General features: G+C 64.7%; 20 protein-coding genes. 8 read left to right on the plus strand and 12 right to left on the minus strand.

Features of this window, described 5'->3' with window-relative positions; translation table 11 throughout:
- Positions 1-4: 4 nt before the first annotated feature.
- The 4 genes from CGLY_RS00630 (at position 5) to CGLY_RS00645 (ending at position 4,038) form a co-directional block, all read left to right on the plus strand.
- A complete protein-coding gene (locus CGLY_RS00630) occupies positions 5-1,057 on the plus strand; it encodes a pirin family protein (protein WP_052539391.1) in 1,053 nt (350 codons plus the stop codon).
- Positions 1,058-1,094: 37 nt separating this feature from the next.
- On the plus strand, positions 1,095-1,565 hold the full coding sequence (locus tag CGLY_RS00635; RefSeq protein WP_038545170.1) for a carboxymuconolactone decarboxylase family protein: 471 nt from the start codon (positions 1,095-1,097) through the stop codon (positions 1,563-1,565).
- A gap of 66 nt (positions 1,566-1,631) precedes the next feature.
- Positions 1,632-2,024: a Cd(II)/Pb(II)-sensing metalloregulatory transcriptional regulator CmtR gene (gene cmtR / locus CGLY_RS00640; protein WP_038545173.1), complete on the plus strand. Its 393-nt coding sequence runs from the start codon at positions 1,632-1,634 to the stop codon at positions 2,022-2,024.
- Entirely contained in the window at positions 2,017-4,038 is a 2,022-nt protein-coding gene (locus tag CGLY_RS00645; RefSeq protein WP_081803710.1) for a heavy metal translocating P-type ATPase, read from the plus strand. Before cmtR ends, CGLY_RS00645 begins: the two co-directional genes overlap by 8 nt.
- 139 nt (positions 4,039-4,177) lie before the next feature.
- Here CGLY_RS00645 and CGLY_RS17500 read toward each other — a convergent pair whose 3' ends face one another.
- The 5 genes from CGLY_RS17500 to CGLY_RS00665 all read right to left on the minus strand — a co-directional run bounded on the left by CGLY_RS17500 (position 4,178) and on the right by CGLY_RS00665 (position 8,286).
- Positions 4,178-4,327: a hypothetical protein gene (locus CGLY_RS17500; protein WP_158407358.1), complete on the minus strand. Its 150-nt coding sequence runs from the start codon at positions 4,325-4,327 to the stop codon at positions 4,178-4,180.
- A gap of 589 nt (positions 4,328-4,916) precedes the next feature.
- Positions 4,917-5,501 (minus strand): nitroreductase family protein, encoded by a 585-nt coding sequence (locus CGLY_RS00655; protein WP_038545180.1) that lies wholly within the window; start codon positions 5,499-5,501, stop codon positions 4,917-4,919.
- Positions 5,502-5,575: 74 nt separating this feature from the next.
- Positions 5,576-5,758, minus strand: coding sequence for a hypothetical protein (locus tag CGLY_RS17730; RefSeq protein ID WP_227590318.1), 183 nt, complete (start codon positions 5,756-5,758; stop codon positions 5,576-5,578).
- A complete protein-coding gene (locus tag CGLY_RS00660) occupies positions 5,748-6,806 on the minus strand; it encodes an oxygenase MpaB family protein (protein WP_227590319.1) in 1,059 nt (352 codons plus the stop codon). The genes CGLY_RS17730 and CGLY_RS00660 overlap by 11 nt, the downstream gene beginning before the upstream one ends.
- 106 nt (positions 6,807-6,912) lie before the next feature.
- On the minus strand, positions 6,913-8,286 hold the full coding sequence (locus CGLY_RS00665; RefSeq protein ID WP_038545183.1) for a glutamate decarboxylase: 1,374 nt from the start codon (positions 8,284-8,286) through the stop codon (positions 6,913-6,915).
- A 107-nt stretch (positions 8,287-8,393) separates the two neighbouring features.
- Here CGLY_RS00665 and CGLY_RS00670 point away from each other — a divergent pair, with 107 nt between their 5' ends.
- The 4 genes from CGLY_RS00670 (at position 8,394) to trhA (ending at position 10,542) form a co-directional block, all read left to right on the plus strand.
- The gene (locus CGLY_RS00670; protein ID WP_052539392.1) at positions 8,394-8,795 is read left to right on the plus strand and encodes a YidH family protein; all 402 of its coding nucleotides are present in this window, start codon (positions 8,394-8,396) and stop codon (positions 8,793-8,795) included.
- Positions 8,792-9,148 carry a DUF202 domain-containing protein gene (locus CGLY_RS00675; RefSeq protein ID WP_227590320.1) on the plus strand — a complete coding sequence of 119 codons (357 nt, stop codon included), beginning with the start codon at positions 8,792-8,794 and terminating at the stop codon, positions 9,146-9,148. The genes CGLY_RS00670 and CGLY_RS00675 overlap by 4 nt, the downstream gene beginning before the upstream one ends.
- Before the next feature lie 127 nt (positions 9,149-9,275).
- Positions 9,276-9,851 carry a 1-acyl-sn-glycerol-3-phosphate acyltransferase gene (locus tag CGLY_RS00680; protein WP_038545186.1) on the plus strand — a complete coding sequence of 192 codons (576 nt, stop codon included), beginning with the start codon at positions 9,276-9,278 and terminating at the stop codon, positions 9,849-9,851.
- 10 nt (positions 9,852-9,861) lie between these two features.
- Positions 9,862-10,542: a PAQR family membrane homeostasis protein TrhA gene (trhA, locus tag CGLY_RS00685; protein WP_227590321.1), complete on the plus strand. Its 681-nt coding sequence runs from the start codon at positions 9,862-9,864 to the stop codon at positions 10,540-10,542.
- A gap of 60 nt (positions 10,543-10,602) precedes the next feature.
- Here trhA and CGLY_RS00690 read toward each other — a convergent pair whose 3' ends face one another.
- The 7 genes from CGLY_RS00690 to CGLY_RS00720 all read right to left on the minus strand — a co-directional run bounded on the left by CGLY_RS00690 (position 10,603) and on the right by CGLY_RS00720 (position 15,933).
- Positions 10,603-10,806 carry a cold-shock protein gene (locus tag CGLY_RS00690; RefSeq protein WP_038545189.1) on the minus strand — a complete coding sequence of 68 codons (204 nt, stop codon included), beginning with the start codon at positions 10,804-10,806 and terminating at the stop codon, positions 10,603-10,605.
- A gap of 172 nt (positions 10,807-10,978) precedes the next feature.
- Positions 10,979-11,608: a methylated-DNA--[protein]-cysteine S-methyltransferase gene (locus CGLY_RS00695; protein ID WP_052539396.1), complete on the minus strand. Its 630-nt coding sequence runs from the start codon at positions 11,606-11,608 to the stop codon at positions 10,979-10,981.
- The gene (locus tag CGLY_RS00700; RefSeq protein ID WP_038550749.1) at positions 11,605-12,090 is read right to left on the minus strand and encodes an RNA polymerase sigma factor; all 486 of its coding nucleotides are present in this window, start codon (positions 12,088-12,090) and stop codon (positions 11,605-11,607) included. The genes CGLY_RS00695 and CGLY_RS00700 overlap by 4 nt, the downstream gene beginning before the upstream one ends.
- A gap of 51 nt (positions 12,091-12,141) precedes the next feature.
- A complete protein-coding gene (locus CGLY_RS00705; protein ID WP_038545193.1) occupies positions 12,142-13,440 on the minus strand; it encodes a replication-associated recombination protein A in 1,299 nt (432 codons plus the stop codon).
- Between the two features lie 9 nt (positions 13,441-13,449).
- Positions 13,450-14,487 carry an alcohol dehydrogenase catalytic domain-containing protein gene (locus CGLY_RS00710; protein ID WP_038545196.1) on the minus strand — a complete coding sequence of 346 codons (1,038 nt, stop codon included), beginning with the start codon at positions 14,485-14,487 and terminating at the stop codon, positions 13,450-13,452.
- Positions 14,488-14,567: 80 nt separating this feature from the next.
- Entirely contained in the window at positions 14,568-15,080 is a 513-nt protein-coding gene (locus tag CGLY_RS00715) for a methylated-DNA--[protein]-cysteine S-methyltransferase (RefSeq protein WP_038550751.1), read from the minus strand.
- Between the two features lie 79 nt (positions 15,081-15,159).
- Positions 15,160-15,933 (minus strand): amidohydrolase family protein, encoded by a 774-nt coding sequence (locus CGLY_RS00720; RefSeq protein WP_038545198.1) that lies wholly within the window; start codon positions 15,931-15,933, stop codon positions 15,160-15,162.
- Positions 15,934-15,963 lie beyond the last annotated feature (30 nt).

The following is a 15,963-nucleotide window of genomic DNA, read 5'->3' on the forward strand; positions in this document are numbered from 1 at the left end:
CGCAATGTCGAACACTGAAGAACACCCTGTCCCCGTACACTGCGGCGACGGTGGCACCGACGAGGACCGGCACGTCCCTGTCGAGATCATCACCGCACGCGACGTGCCTCTCGGCGGCCCACGTGCGATGACGGTGCACCGGACGTTGCCGCAGCGCCGACGCAGTCTCATCGGTGCATGGTGCTTCCTCGATCACTACGGCCCTGACCCGGTCTCGGCCACCGGCGGCATGGACGTGCCCCCACACCCGCACACCGGCCTGCAGACCGTGTCGTGGCTGTTCGACGGCGAGATCCGTCACGATGATTCCCACGGCATCCACGACACCGTGCGTCCGGGCGAGATCAACCTCATGACCGCAGGCGCCGGGATCTGCCACTCCGAGGTCTCTACGGAGAACACCACGGAATTGCATGGTGTCCAGCTGTGGACCGTGCTTCCTGAGGGGGCGAGACACGGACCGCGTCGATTCGACCACTACGCGCCCCGCCCAGTGTCCTTTGACGGAGGTTCGGCACTGGTCTTCTTGGGGTCTCTGCTGGGGTCGATGTCGCCGGTGCCGACCTTCACACCCCTTGTCGGCGCCGAGCTGCGTATGGAGCCGGGAGCGTCACTCAGTCTCGCCGTCGATCCGTCCTTCGAGCACGGTCTTCTCGTCGACACCGGAGAGGTCACCGTAGGCGGCGTGGCGGTGGCACGGACAGAGCTTGCCTACACCGGTACCGGTGCCGACTGCCTGACCGTGGAAAACACCGGCAGCGCCGGCGCGAGGATCATCCTGATCGGAGGGGAACCCTTCGGCGAAGACGTCGTGATGTGGTGGAACTTCATCGGTCGCGACGATGCGGAGATCCGTCGGTACCGCGAGGAATGGAAATCGCACGGCGACAGGTTCGGTGAGACTCACGGTTACCTCTCCCATGATCCGAGCGGTCCGGCCCGGTTGCCTGCGCCGGAGATGCCCGAGACGCACATCCGTCCCCGTACCAACCCCGCATCTGTGGCGCGGCCCGGGAACGATCCGTACCGCTTACGACCAGAGGAGAACCACTCATGACCGACATTCCCGCGATCTGCTCCGACGGTGGTGCCGAATGACACGGCGGCCGTACATCGACAAGATGAACCCGGAGATCTACCGCGCACTCAATGGGGCGGTCCGGGCCGCGCGGAAATCCTACGACGAGGCCGGACTGTCGCTGGACCTGGTCGAGCTGGTCAATGTCCGGGTCTCACAGATCAACGGTTGCCCGACGTGCCTGAGCATCCACGTTCCTGCCGCCCGTGATGCCGGGGTGGATCAACAGGTTCTGGATCTTCTTCCCAGCTGGAGGCAGGACACCTCGCAGCTGTTCACAGCCTCTCAACGAGCCGCGCTGGAGCTTGCCGAGGCGCTGACGCAACCGCAACCCGGAAGTGGGCGTACCAGCGTCGAGGATGCTGTAACCGCTGCATCCCGGGAGTTCGACGAGCGGCAGATCAGTGCCCTGGAGTGGGCGATCGTGCTGATCAACGCGTACAACAGGATCTCCATCGGCTCCGGCCATCCGCCTGCTCATCGGTGACAGGTGACAGGGCCGAAAACCCTGAAGTCGTTGCCCATTGGTCAGCATCCGCTGTATAGTCAGCATATGCTGACCATTCACACTCGTATCGACGTGATGAACCGCCTGGGACGTGCCATGGCCGACCCCACCCGGTCACGCATCCTCCTCCACCTCCTGGAGCGCCCCGGGTATCCGGCGCAGCTGTCCCGCGATCTGGGGCTGACCCGGACGAATGTGTCGAACCACCTGGCCTGTCTTCGAGGTTGTGGGCTCATCGTCGCCGTTCCCGACGGTCGCCGTACCCGTTACGAGATCGCCGACCCGCACCTCAGTGGCGCGCTGGAATCCCTGGTCAACGTGGTCCTCGCCGTCGACGAGGGCCGACCGTGCACCGATGAACACTGTGAGGTGCCCGGATGCTGTGCGGACTGCAGTGCCGGCAACGCAGGGGCTGCTGCCAGAGACGATGATGAGTGAGGTCTGCTGCGGAACCGGCGGTGAGGAAGTCACCGATCAGGAGGTGACACCGCCCTGGTGGCGCGACGCCGGCCTGTTCCCCTCCGCAGTCAGCGGAACAGCCCTGGTCATCGGATATTTCCTGGTCTGGGCTGATACCTCTCTGGCAGGACAGATTCTCCAGTGGACTGCATTGCTGGCGGGCGCCTGGACCTTTGTTCCCGGTGCGGTACGAGGACTCGCACGTGGTCGCCTCGGGGTGGGCTTGTTGATGACCATCGCTGCCGTCGGTGCCGTGGCGATGGGGCACGTCGGCGAAGCGGCAGCGCTGACTTTCCTGTTCTCCCTGGCCGAAGCGCTCGAGGACCGTGCTATGGGTCGGGCACAGGCAAAACTGCGGGCACTGCTGGCCCTGATCCCCGACAGGGTACGTCTCGCCCGTGGCACGGGAGCGGTCACCGTCGTCGCCGCCGAGGTGCGCGTATCCGATGTTCTGATCGTGGGCGCCGGCGAACGCATCGCCACTGACGGTGTGGTGGTGGAGGGCCGGTCGAGTATGGACACATCTGCTGTGACCGGCGAATCCATGCCCGTCGCCGTCGAACCGGGTGCCGCGGTCCCCGCCGGTGCGGTTAACGGCGCGGCGACGTTACGGATCAGGGCGACAGCGGACGGCGTGGACAATTCCTTGACCCAGATCGTCAGCCTCGTCGAGCAGGCCCATGCCAGGAAAGGTGAACGTGCCCGGTTAGCGGACACCATCGCCCGGCCGCTCGTGCCGGTGGTGCTCGCGGTGTCCGCGCTCGTCGCCGCGATCGGTATGACGTTCGGCGATCCCGCCACCTGGATCGAGCGGGCACTGGTGGTCCTCGTCGCCGCCTCGCCGTGCGCCTTGGCTATCGCGGTACCGGTGACCGTGATCAGCGCGATCGGTTCAGCCTCGAAGTTCGGCGTGGTCATCAAGTCCGGTGAGGCGTTCGAGCAGTTCGGGACGATCAGGACGGTGGCCCTGGACAAGACAGGCACGCTGACCTGTAATGAACCGCAGGTCGTTGAGGTCCGAACTGTCGAGGGGTGGGACAAGGACGGCGTGATTGCCCTCGCCGCGTCCCTGGAGACTGACAGTGCGCACCCGCTCGCCGCCGCAATTATCGCCGCCGCGCCTCCTGACGGTGGCCCGCCGGCCCGGGACGTCGTGGAAGACGCCGGTCACGGCATCAGTGGGCGCGTGGGGCAGGTCGCTGCCCGGGTCGGCAACACTCGGTGGCTGAACCCCGGCGTGCTGGAGGCTGACGCCGAGTCCATGGCGGAGGGAGGAATGACGGCTGTGGTGGTCGAGGCCGACGGCCAGATCGTCGGCGTGATCGGGATCCGCGACGAGCTACGGGCTGAAGCCGCCGAGACGATCCGACAGCTGCGCGCCCTGGGAGTGCCTACGGTGATGCTCACCGGCGACAATGAGCGCACCGCGCGTGCACTCGCGGGTCAGGCCGGGATTGCCGATGTGCGCGCGGAACAACTGCCGAAGGACAAGGCTGATGCCGTGGTGGTCCTTGCCTCGCAGGGTCCGACGGCGATGGTCGGTGACGGGATTAACGATGCCCCGGCGTTGGCGACCGCGACGGTGGGTATCGCCATGGGTGCAAAAGGCTCGGCGGCGGCGATCGAATCCGCTGACATCGCCTTTACCGGCCACGATCTTCGCCTGATCCCGGCTGCGCTCGCGCATGCCCGGCGAGGACGTCGGATCATGACGGCCAATATTGCCCTGGCGTTGGCCATCATCGTCATTCTGTTCCCGCTGGCCCTGTTCGGAGTTCTCGGCCTCGCCGGGGTGGTTCTCGTCCATGAAGTCGCCGAAGTGGCGGTGATTCTCAACGGGGTGCGCGCGTCGCGCTTACCCCTCCGGTCTGGCGACATTGCGGTCGAGAACGTACGCGATACCGCCTCGCAGAGAACGGAGAACTGCCGAGACAATGAGTGTTGCTCCGATGGCCAGGACGAATATCCCGCCAATACCCGGTCAGCCCGATGACCGCCACCAGTAGTTCGAGTACGGGTAACCGGAGTATCCAGAACGGGACCTGCGTGCGAAGCATGAGAACAGCTCCTCAGCGTCATCATCTGCGTTTTCTCGTCGTTCCGGTAGGTTACATGTTTCCCGTCGGTACTTTCTATGGCCGGTACATTCGTCGCCGGATTTCCCGTGCCTGTGCACCGGTGACCACAACGGCGATACCGGTGTCGAGTGCTCCCTCCAGCTCGGAAGTGTTCAGGGCGCGGAGGGCAGCGACTGTAAGCGCCTCGCCGTGAATGGTGGTCAAGATGGTATCGGGGTCGAGAGTGTAAACCTGACTTATCGTGTGGACTACCTGGGGCTCGGGGAGAAGAAGGCCAGACGCTTCGAGGGCGGCGACAGCAAGATGCCGCTCGTATTCGAACCGGATATATCCCTCGAGGGCCTTGTGGGCCCGCCTGCCATCACGCAAGAGGCACAGTTCCTACAGGCGTGTTGTCTTGTCCGTCACGGATTCCCCTGACCTCGCTCCGACAGGCTCCGGAATCCCGCTTCCGGAGCGCGGTTTCATCCCGCCCTAAAAACTCATGCATAACGTGAACAGCGTAGTGTCGCACGGACGATCGAACACCACCCCTAAGGACCTTTTTCATGGCCTTCGCCGCTCATCCGGTTGGCGGAACCTCCCCTGCGCGTTACACGGCGGGCGACAAGGTCGAGGCCGCCTGGCATGGCAGCTTTGCAGCGGTGGAACGGGGTTACACACCGCTGCTGGCATCCGTGACGGGCTCCGCGCTACGCGAACTGGTTACAGGAAGCCACCGACGCCACAGCCGTCACTGGCACCGCCGGCCCGCGAGTTGACGCGGTGGCCGGGCTGCTCCGGCGAGCCTCCCTCAATCGTTGACCAGGACCGATTCAGTGAGAGGGCGTCGTGTGCGAGGCGCATTCTCCCGGGAGAGCACGGCGTCATCGACACCGGTGGCATCTCCGAGCACCCCGACGGCGATCACGGTGAGCGGTACCAGGGTCTCATCGAGGGCGAATGCCTGTGAGACTGTCTCCGGGTCGAAGCCACTCATCTGATGCACAAGCAGGTCATTGGCGTGTGCCTGAATGGTGAAGTACGCTGCCGCCTGACCAGCGTCGTAACGTGCCTCCGGAAGCGGGGTGCCCTCGGCATCGACGGTCTCGGTGACGATCACGATCAGGGCCCCAGCGTCCTTCGCCCATCCCTGGTTGAAGTCAATCAGGGAGTTCAGCACGGTCTCGTGGGCGGAACTCCCTCTACGTGTCACTAAGAACCGCCACGGCTGACGGTTGTAAGCTGACGGCGCCCACCTGGCGGCTTCGAGTGCGCTGCGCAGTGCCTCCTCGTTTATGGGAGCGGCGCCGTCGTAGATGCGTGGGCTCCAGCGTTCTGCGACGATGTCGAGGACAGGGGCGTCTGTGGATGCTGTTCGGTCTGTGATGACTGTCATGTCCGGTATCAACCTTCGAGGAGGCCGCCGTGTTCCCCGTTCCGCTCACCGGTAGCGGAACAGGGTGGGGCGCGCTAGCCGATCTTGTACCCGTCGGCAGAAAGCACGGCATCGGCGGTGTCCGGGGCGTCCGCCGCCCGGAACTCCAGGATCTGGTCAGTGTGGTTGTGGTCGTAGGCCTTCTGACCGGTTCCCTCCTGGCGCTTCTTGAGCAGTTCCTCGCGCTGTTCCAACGGGGTCAGCGGGTTACCGTACATGCGGCGCGAGACCTCGGGGCTGAGCACCCGGGGGCTTTCGGCGGGAATCCCGAGGACTGCGGGCTCGTAGTAGCGCAACGCCCGGGGGGCAGATCCGCTTGATCATCCACAGGAACAGTTTCGGGTTCGCTGCCAGCACCCTGTAGATCGGCTTCCATACTGCAATCGAGAGCGTGTCCATGAGTCGGGACTGCTTCACACCGAGCATCGGGCGCATCCACCGTGGGTAGGTGGCGATGATGCTCTTGCGCAGCAGCGGGCGTCCGAGCTTCTGCAACCACCTCGGAAGGTCTGGCTCGATGGTCTCGAACCCGTCGAGGATGACGTCGACATTGCGGATCGCTGCCTCGGAAGCAGAGAGCTTCTCTCGCCAATCGTCGAGGTACTTCTGCACCTCGCCACGGGTGCGGGGGACGTCCTCCTGTCGGATCGGCTGTGCCGCGGCGGCAGTGACCATCTGAGACCAGTACTCGTTCTCCTCGTCGCGGGAGAGCTTTCCGGGGCCGAAGGTCTCGTAGACGTAGAGGATGGAGTGCCAGGCGGTGACGTGAATCCACAACTGGGACTCTGGCCTATTGGCCTCGTAATTGTTGCCGGTCACCGGGTTTACGCCGTAGGAGCGGTCGTGGACCTTCATCAGGATGTCGGACATCCGGATCACGGTCTGGGAGTCGGCGGTGATCCAGGAGGTGAAGTACTCCATGGTGCGGTCATACCGGGCGGGTGTGCGTTTGTACACCTGGCCGGACGCATCGACAGCAGCGACGAGGTCAGGATCGAGGTGTTCGATCGTCACAGCCCGAGCAAAGCCCTGCAGGGCGGCTGTCGGGTAAAGCCAGACTTTCCATGCGACGGAGCCGGGCCCGAACCAACCTTCGTCAGCGCGGGTGATCTTGTCGTCTTTGCCTCCACGGCGGAACGCCTTTGTCCCCGAGGTGCTGGTGCTGTTCGTCGCGTCAGTCTTTTCGTCGGCAGATGCGGCCCCCGGGATCGTCGCATCAGCGAGGCCGAGGGTGTTGTTCTCGTCGCCGGTAAAGGGGCAGGACATGGCGCCCTCCTTCAGGTAGACATCGTGAAAATGTAGTGTGTGTCACAGAAGCATACCGAAAACGACACCGTTGTCGAAATAAAATGAGTGAACCGGATCACATCGTTCAGTGATGGAAGCCTGAGCGTTGGGCGTCGGGCGGTGTACCGTTTGCCTGGTTGAGGTGGTCCACGCAGGCGCGGAGGTCGCGTACTAGGAAAGACGCCAGATCGTGGCTCATACCGTTGCGCACCACGATGCGTTGGACAGTGACGTCGGTGAGGTTGTCCGGCATCGGATAGGCGGGAACGATCCACCCCTTCATACGAAGACGGTCCGACAGGTCGTAGAGCGTCCACTGCCGATCGGCGGAGGCAGCGAGCCTCCAGGCGAACACAGGAATGTCCTGTGCCTCATTCCACAGGTCGAACTCCGGTAACGTTCCGATCTCTGACGCGAGATACCGCGCCACATCGATGGTGTTCTGTTGAACGCGACGGTAGCCGTCCATCCCGAGCTGCAGGAAGAGGTAGTACTGCAGTAGTACCTGGGCGCCGGGCCGGGAGAAGTTCAGTGCAAAGGTGGGCATGTCGCCACCCAGATAGCTCACTCGGGCGATCAGGTCCTCGGGGAGGTCCTCGGCCTGGCGCCAGACGATCCAACCGAGCCCCGGGTAGACCAACCCGTACTTGTGCCCGGAGACATTGATCGAGGCTACCCGGGGGAGCCGGAAATCCCACTCCAGCTCCGGCTGCAGGAACGGTGCGATCATGCCGCCGGACGCAGCGTCGACGTGGATGCGGACATCCAGACCGGTGTCATTCTGGATCCGGTCAAGAGCTGCGGAGATGTCTTTCACCGGCTCATACATGCCGGTGTAGGTCACACCCAGTATCGCCACCACCCCGATGGTGTTCTCGTCGACGTAGCTCTCCAGATCGTGACCGTCGAAGACCTTGTGCTCCTCAGTGATCGGCACATACCGGGGTTCGACGTCGAAGAAGTTGCAGAACTTCTCCCAGCACACCTGTACCGCCGAGGACATCACCAGATTGGGGCTGTCCGTGGAGGCTCCGTCCTGCCGACGTCGATGCTGCCAGCGGCGCTTCAGCGCCAGTCCGCCCAGCATGCAGGCTTCCGACGACCCCATGGTGGACGTACCGGCGGTGTGGTCGGGGTCCGGTGCATTCCACAGTGCGGCGATCATCCGCCAGCACCGGTCCTCGATGTCCGCTGTGGCGGGGTACTCGTCCTTGTCGACCATGTTCTTGTCGAAGGCCTCGCGGTAGAGACGGTTGGCGTAGTCGTCCATCCACGTGCCGACGAAGGTCGCGAGGTTCATACGTGCATTGCCGTCCAGCATCGCCTCATCGTGGATGACCTGATAGGCGGTCTCCGGGAGCGACTCCGACTCGGGGATGCGGTTGCGCGGGAAGCTCGTGGCCTCCCCGACGCGGGCGAACAGTGGATTGAGTTCAACAGTGCGGCGATCGTCAACCATTGTCTGCGTAGCCCTTTCGTACGCTGGATTCCTGACCGGCGGGTCGTTCTATGGGCGACAGTACCGTGTCATTGTTATCAGGGCGCCGCGGTTTAGACTGTTCCACTGTGAATGGAACTGCAGATGACACCCCTCCCCATGGTGACGGCGGTCGCTCTGCCCTGGCGAAAGCGCTGTTCCCGTCCGGTACTGAACCGGATCCACGGTTCACGTTGGCCAATGAGCGGACCTTCCTGGCATGGATGCGTACGGCCCTGGCGTTCATCGCCGGCGGTGTGGCACTGGAGGCGTTGCCGATCGATACCGTCCCGGCGGAACTCCGGAATGCCGGCGCCCTGGTCGCTCTGTGCCTGGGAATCGTGCTGGCCGCAGGTGCAGCTTTCCGGTGGCTGCGTGTGGAACGCGCCATGCGTGAACAGCGTCCTCTCCCCGCGCCGGCGATTGTTCCTGCACTGTCGGTGGGTGCACTCCTCATCGCGGTCGTGTTACTGGTCCTGGTGTTGCTGTGACAGACGGGGCATCGGCGAAAGGCGTGCCTCCGATTCCGTTGGCGGACCCGGGCCTGCAGCCGGAACGGACGAGTATGGCGTGGGCCCGCACGTCGCTGGCGTATCTGGTGGCCGCGGCGATAACGCTTCGGTGGGTCCCTCACCACGGGGCGGCAGTGGCCCTCGTTACCGCCGGGCTGACACTGGTGGCCCTCGGGATCTACGCGGGGCAACGGCGGCGCTACCGTGACGCCGCCGTCGGAGTTGCCAATGAGCGCCTGAGGGCTTCTGGCGGCGCCGTCATCGTCCTCACCCTGTGCACGGTGGCTCTGGGCGTGTTCAGTGTGGTGCTCATCGTCGTCGAGAATTACTGAGGCGAACACTGCAGGGTGGTGGCGGGCGGAAGAACCAACGTGAGGTCGTCGTCCCAGCATCCGAGGGTAAAGCGGCACCTGTCGTAGGCGCCAGCAGGCGCTGGTGTGCGCGATGTAACATGGGGCAATGATAAAACGCCTCATCGCCAGCGCGTTTTGGTTCGTCAGTAGATGGCGCCTGGCCTCGGAGCCGGCGCCGCGGCGTCCCACGATTCTCATCGGCGCCCCGCACACCTCCAACTGGGACTTCATCCTCATGCTCGGCATCGCCTGGAAACTGGGCATCAGAATCCGGTGGCTGGGCAAGACCAGTCTCTTCGACGGATGGCAGGGCCCCGTGATGCGCAGCCTCGGTGGAATCGCCGTTGACAGGGAGTCGCCGGGGGAGGTGGTGAGCGACCTTGTGCAACAAATCAGCGAGGACAAAACAGCCGCGCTTGTCATCACGCCGGACGGAACCCGAGGGCCGCACACCCACTGGAAGTCCGGTTTCTACCGGCTCGCTGAGCAGACGGGGTTGCCGGTGACCCTGGGCTATGTCGACCGTCCGACGATGACCACGGGCCTCGGGCCGACGTTCGACATCACGGGTAACGTCGCCGCCGACATGGAGCGTATCCGTGACTTCTACCGGGACAAGTCAGGTTTGCGGCCGGACGCACGTGTTGAACCGCGTCTGCGGAGCGAACCAGGAGTGGACTGAGAGAAAAGCCATGCCAACAAGCCGCACCGTCTTCTACCGCGGTCCTCGCCCCGTTCTGCGGGGGTATCTGCACCTGTTCGCATTCTGGTTCTTCCTCGGCACAGGGACGAGTCTGACTGTTCTGTCCTTTGCCAACACCGGCTTCTCGGGGCTGGCAGTGGCGACCACGGTCTACACCCTGTGCCTGGCGGGCATGCTGGGCGTCTCCGCCTTGTACCACAGGGTGCCGTGGAAGAGCGAGGGCTCTGTCCAGTGGTGGCGCCGGGCCGACCACTCCATGATCGCGATATTCATTGCGGGCACCTACGGGCCGGTGTTCATCGGTGCAGATGCGCCCGGGAACCGGACACCGATCCTCGTCCTGTGCTGGATCACCGCAGTTCTCGCCGTGGGGGTCAACATCCTCTGGATTAGCCACCCGCGGTGGTTGTCCGTCCTGATCTACCTGTGCCTGGGGTGGATCGCGCTGTTCGGGATGAAGATCCTCTGGTCCGGGCTGACGCTGCCGGAGCTTGTGCTGATCCTGGTCGGTGGGGCGATTTACAGTCTCGGCGCGCTCGTGTACGCGCTGAAATGGCCGACGATCAGTGAACACTGGTTTGGCTTCCACGAGGTTTTCCACGCCGGCACCATCATTGCCGCCGGGCTCCACCACATCGCCATCTGGATGATCGTCCTGGGGTCCAGCTGACGGCAGAGGAAAACCCCGGCACCGTCGTGTGTGACGGTGCCGGGGTTGTCGAAGCCTCGTTTAGAGGACGGTAACGGAGACCGCAGCGGGTCCCTTGTTGCCGGCTTCCGTCTCGAACGAGACCTTCTGGTTCTCGTCCAGGCTGCGGAATCCGCCGCCCTGGATCTCCGAGTAGTGGACGAAGACGTCCGCTGAGCCGTCCTCGGGGGTGATGAAGCCGAAGCCCTTTTCAGCGTTGAACCATTTGACTGTGCCGTTGATCATGTGATCATCCCTTCTTCAGTGTCAGTGCCCGGATTCTTCCGCTCACTGGGTTGACCGAATGTTCCTTGAGGAATCAGTTCGCGTCCTAAAGACAACTTCCGTGAACTTGATTCCTCCCGGTACTCGGAAGGGAAAAACAACTCAGAAACTGTAACCACGGGCCACACTACACTCAATGCGGATCAAAGCCAATGGTGGTTTCCAATGTGAGCAACGTTGTCTTCGCCTCCAACCCGCCGAGGTAGCCGCCCAGGCTGCCGTCAGACCGTAGGACCCGGTGGCAGGGGACCACGATGGGCAGGGGATTCGTCGCGCATGCCGTGCCCACCGCGCGCACGGCCTTCGGGTTCCCGACGCCCGCGGCGACCTGCTTGTAGGACTGTGTCTGTCCGTAGCCGATGTGCGGCAGGTAACGCTGCACGTCCTGCCGGAAGCCGGAGGACATCGCAAAGTCCAGGGGCAGGTCGAACTCCTGCCGACGCCCCGCGAAGTACTCGTCGATCTCGACCGCGACAGCGTCCAGACGGGGCCGGGACTCCAGGACCCGCGGGCTGGCCTTGTCCGCCAACGCCGTCAGCACGGTGTCGAAGTCCTCCAGGCCGAATGCCACGCGGACCAGACCTTTTTCTGTGGCGGCGATCAGTAGCGGACCTATCGGTGAGTCGATGGTGCGGTAGGCCACCTCAAGGAGACCCGATGCCGAGGCGTCGACGGCGAGACGGGTCCGCAGGCGGGCCAGGTCGGCGTCGTCCACGGGAAAGTGGGTCATGTCGTGGGGCAGGTCGTGGGTCGTGTCGTTCATCGTGGATCTCCTTCGGTCAGGTACGTCCGTCGCAACGTCCGGATGCCGTCTGCGCTGGCACGGCGAACTGCAGCGGCACTGCCACCGATCAGGGCAGCGGTGTCGGCGTGTGGAAGTCCACCGAAATAGTGGTAGGCCACGGCGAGGCGTTGTCGCTCCGGGAGTGCGGCCACCGCCTCCCATACGGCGGCACCGCCGTGGCCAGGGTTGCCGAGCCCGGACACCTGTTCAGGCAACTTGTCGGTAGGCACGGCCTGGCGTCCGCGTCGGCGGGTGATGTCGATGGCTTTTCGGTGGGCGACCCGTACCAGCCAGGCCTCCACGTTTGTCTCCTCGTCCAGGTCCGGCCAGGAACGCAGCAGGGCGAGGAAAGACTCCGACCAGGCGTCGTCGGCGTCATCTCCGGGGCCGAGGACGGCACGGCAGACCCGCAGCACGGTGGCACCGTGCTGCGTGACAGCCTGCTCGAATGGTGTCTTCATCGTCATCACACACCGTAGTCGCGCCGGGTCAGCGGTATGTGAGGTCTGGACCTAGTTTTCCCCGTTCCGTAGGTGCGCCCACCGGGCTAGTCGTTCCCGAATGGCCTTCTCGTGGCCGTTGCTGGTCGGTTCGTAGAGCGTCTGCCGGTCCATGCCGTCCGGGAAGTAGTCGGCGCCGGAGAAACCGTCCTCGGTGTCCGGGTCGTAGCGGTAGCCGTCGCCGTAGCCGAGGTCCTTCATCAGACGGGTCGGCGCGTTGAGGATGTGTGCCGGCGGCATCAGGGAGCCGGTGCGTCCCGCCAGCCTGGTGGCGGCGGTGAAACCCCGGTAGACCGATACGGACTTCGGTGCCGTGGCCAGATACACGACCGCCTGGGCGATGGCCAGCTCGCCCTCCGGGGATCCGAGGCGTTCATAGACGTCCCACGACGCGAGGGCCTGGTGGATGGCCTCCGGATCGGCGATGCCGATGTCCTCGGTGGCGAACCGCACCATGCGCCGGGCGACGAACAGGGGGTCTTCACCGCCGTCGAGCATGCGTGCCAACCAGTACAGGGCGGCGTCCGGATCGGAGCCGCGCATGGACTTGTGCAGCGCAGAGATCAGGTTGTAGTGAGCCTCCTGCGTCTTGTCGTAGACAGGCGCACGCTGCTGCACAAGCTGCATGAGACCGTCCACGTCCAGGGTGTCGGGAACGGCCTGGACCTGCTCGATGAGGTTGAGCAGGTAGCGCCCGTCGCCGTCCGCCAGAGCCAGGAGCGCCTGACGGGCCTCGCTGTCCAGGGGGAGGGGTTGTCCGGACACTTCTTCTGCGTTGTCCGTCAGCGCGGCCAACGCTGTGGCGTCCAACCGGTGCAGGACGTAGCCCTGGCATCGGGACAACAGCGCTGCGTTGAGTTCGAAGCTGGGGTTTTCCGTCGTCGCGCCGACCAGGATGATCGTGCCGTCCTCCACGTAGGGCAGGAAGGAATCCTGCTGGGCACGGTTGAACCGGTGGATTTCGTCGACGAACAGCAGAGTGCCCTGTCCTACCTCCCGGCGTTTCTGCGCTGCCTGGAACACCTTACGTAGTTCGGCAACGCCGGAGAACGTCGCCGAGAGCGGAGTGAAGTGCAGACCCGTCGCTTCAGCCAGCAGACGCGCGATCGTCGTCTTGCCGCAGCCGGGCGGGCCCCACAGCACCATCGACACCAGGCGGCGTGCTGCGACCATCCTGCCGACAGGACCGTCCGGCCCCAGCAGGTGGTCCTGACCCACGACCTCCGCCAGCGACTGCGGGCGCAACCTGTCAGCGAGAGGCCGCGAACTGTCGTCTGCGTTGAACAGGGAGGGTGGATCCTGGGCGCTCACGGGACAGCCTTAGGGCACCAGTACGATACGCCCGCTGACTTTGCCGTCCCGCAGGTCGTCGAAGGCCCGTGCCGCGTCATCGAGGGAGTACTTCGTGGTCTCCACGTGGAGCTTGCCCTGCTGCACGAGCGCCACGGCCTCCCGCATGTCCGAGCGGGTGCCACCATAGGAGCGTTCGATGTTCACACCCCACGGCAGAGCAGAGCTGTCGGCGTCATAGGTGAACTTCCCGCCGCCAAGGCCGACGAACCGGATCGCCCCACCGACGCCGATCACGGAGAGGGCGAGGTCGACCGTCGGCTGCACACCGACGAAATCGAGGACGACGTCCGCGCCCCGGCCGTTGGTCTCTTCCATGATGCGGGAGGCGGCGTCGGCGTCACTGACCAGTGCGACGTCGGCACCGTGGCTGGCGGCGTAGTCGACCTTGTCCTTGTCGGTGTCCAGGGCGATGATGCGCGCGCCGGTGGTGGCGGACAGGATCTGCAGGCCGACGTGGCCGAGCCCACCGATACCGATTGTCACCACGGTCGCGCCACCGACGAGGCGATCGCGGACACTGTTGACCGCGTGCATCGGGGTCAGGGCGGCATCGGCCAACGGGGCGGAGGTTGCCGGGTCCAGGTCACCGAGCGGGTCAAGGTGATGTGTCTTTACCGCGAGGTACTCGGCCATACCGCCCGGGGAGCCGATGCCGGGTGACAGGGGAGCCAAGGAACCGCGCGGGCTGGCAACTTCACACTCGTTGTCACGGCCGGCCAGGCATTTGTCGCACTCGCCACAGCTGAGGACCAGCGCCACCAGGGCACTGTCCCCGACATCCCAGCCGGTCGCTGCGTCACCGGTCTTCTCCACGACGCCGGCGACCTCGTGTCCCAGGGTCGAGCCGACCAGGGGACTGTCGTCACCCCCGGCGATAATGTGCAGGTCAGAGTGACACAGGCCGGCACCGGACACCTTCAGCAGAACCTCATCGGCCTCGATCTCCGGAACTGGCTTCTCCTGCACCTCGACGGTGTTGTTCCGGACGTAGGACACTGCTCGCATGACTGCTCCTTCTTCGAGAACTGAACGCGGGGTTATCGCCCCGTTCATCTCTCCACGCTACGCCCTGTAACGGACCTGGTTCAGAACAGCCGGGAGTCCGTGATCTCCGCCGGTTCTTCCAGTTCCAGCAGTCGGCGCTTCCGCTCCAGCCCGCCGGCGTAGCCGGTCAGGGCGCCGTCGGCACCAACCACGCGGTGGCACGGGATGATGATACTGACCGGGTTGTGCCCCACCGCCTGGCCGACGCGCTGGGCCAGGTGCGGGTTTCCGAGTCGGCCGGCGAGGGCGCCGTAGGTGGTGGTCTCGCCGAAGGGGATCTGCCGGAGCATCGCCCACACCTTCTCGGAGAAGTCGTCGCCGTGGGTGGCGACGGCGATGTCGAATGTCTTGCGGTGGCCGGAAAAGTATTCCGTGAGCTGCGTGGACGCAGTGGCTAACAGCCCGTCCCCGGCCGTCTCGACACGCTCTCCGAACAGTGCCGCGTCGGGCAGGTACGTGTGCCCGGGGAAGTACAGGCCGGTCACCGCGTCTCCGTCGGCGACAACGGTGAGCTCGCCGAGAGGCGTAACCACCTGCGTGTGTCGTGTCATCATGTCAACCACCACCACCCTTTCCAGTTACCCGGTAGACGCACCGGGTGAGTGGTCTGTGAGATCCGTCCGTTGGAGAATCCTATTCTGTCGCACCACGGTAGAAGCGTGCGGCGTTGTTCCAGAAGACATCCTCGACATGAGCGGCGCCTACGGTATCGGTGACCACCTCGGCGATGAGTTCCAGGTCGGTGTCGGCGAACGGACGTGCTGCCCGGGTCGAGGGCAGATCGGTACCGACCATCAGGGCGGTGGGATCGATCTCCATGATCTGTCGGAGCACCTCGCCCGGCTCCAGTTCGACGCGGCCGAACCCGGTCGCTTTGATCTTCACTCCGCTTTCCACCATCCGTAGCAGCGCGGGCACGCCCTCGTGGTGCATGCCGAGGTGGTCGATGCTCACCGCGGGCAGGCGACTCAGGACGCCCTCCAGCCCGTCGAGTTCGCGGGCGTCGACGTAGAGCTCGGTGTGCCAGCCGACGAGGTCGTGGACGCGTCGAGCAAGCGTGGCGAGGTCGTCGGTCCCCGCGGATCCGCCGCGTTTCAGGTTGAACCGGACTGCCCGGATCCCGGCCCGGTCAAGATCCCGGATCATCTCGTCGGTGGTGTCTGCGGGGATCTGGGTCACACCGACGAAATCGGGTCCCAGCACGCTCAGCGCGTCCCGGAGATACCCCTGGTCGAACGCCTGGAAGGATCCGGAGACCACGGCCCCACCGCCGACATTCAGCTCGGCGACGCGCTGCAGGTAGTCGTGCGTGGTGAACGGGTCGGGCAAGTAGCCGTTGTTCTCCACGAGCGGGTGCCTCGGGTCGATGACGTGGAAGTGGGCGTCGAACAGGCGGGGTCTGGTCACTGGGGTGCTCCTGTCACTGGTGGAAGAGTC

It is taken from the genome of Corynebacterium glyciniphilum AJ 3170 (genome assembly GCF_000626675.1).
In the GTDB taxonomy this organism is placed as follows: Bacteria; Actinomycetota; Actinomycetes; order Mycobacteriales; family Mycobacteriaceae; genus Corynebacterium; species Corynebacterium glyciniphilum.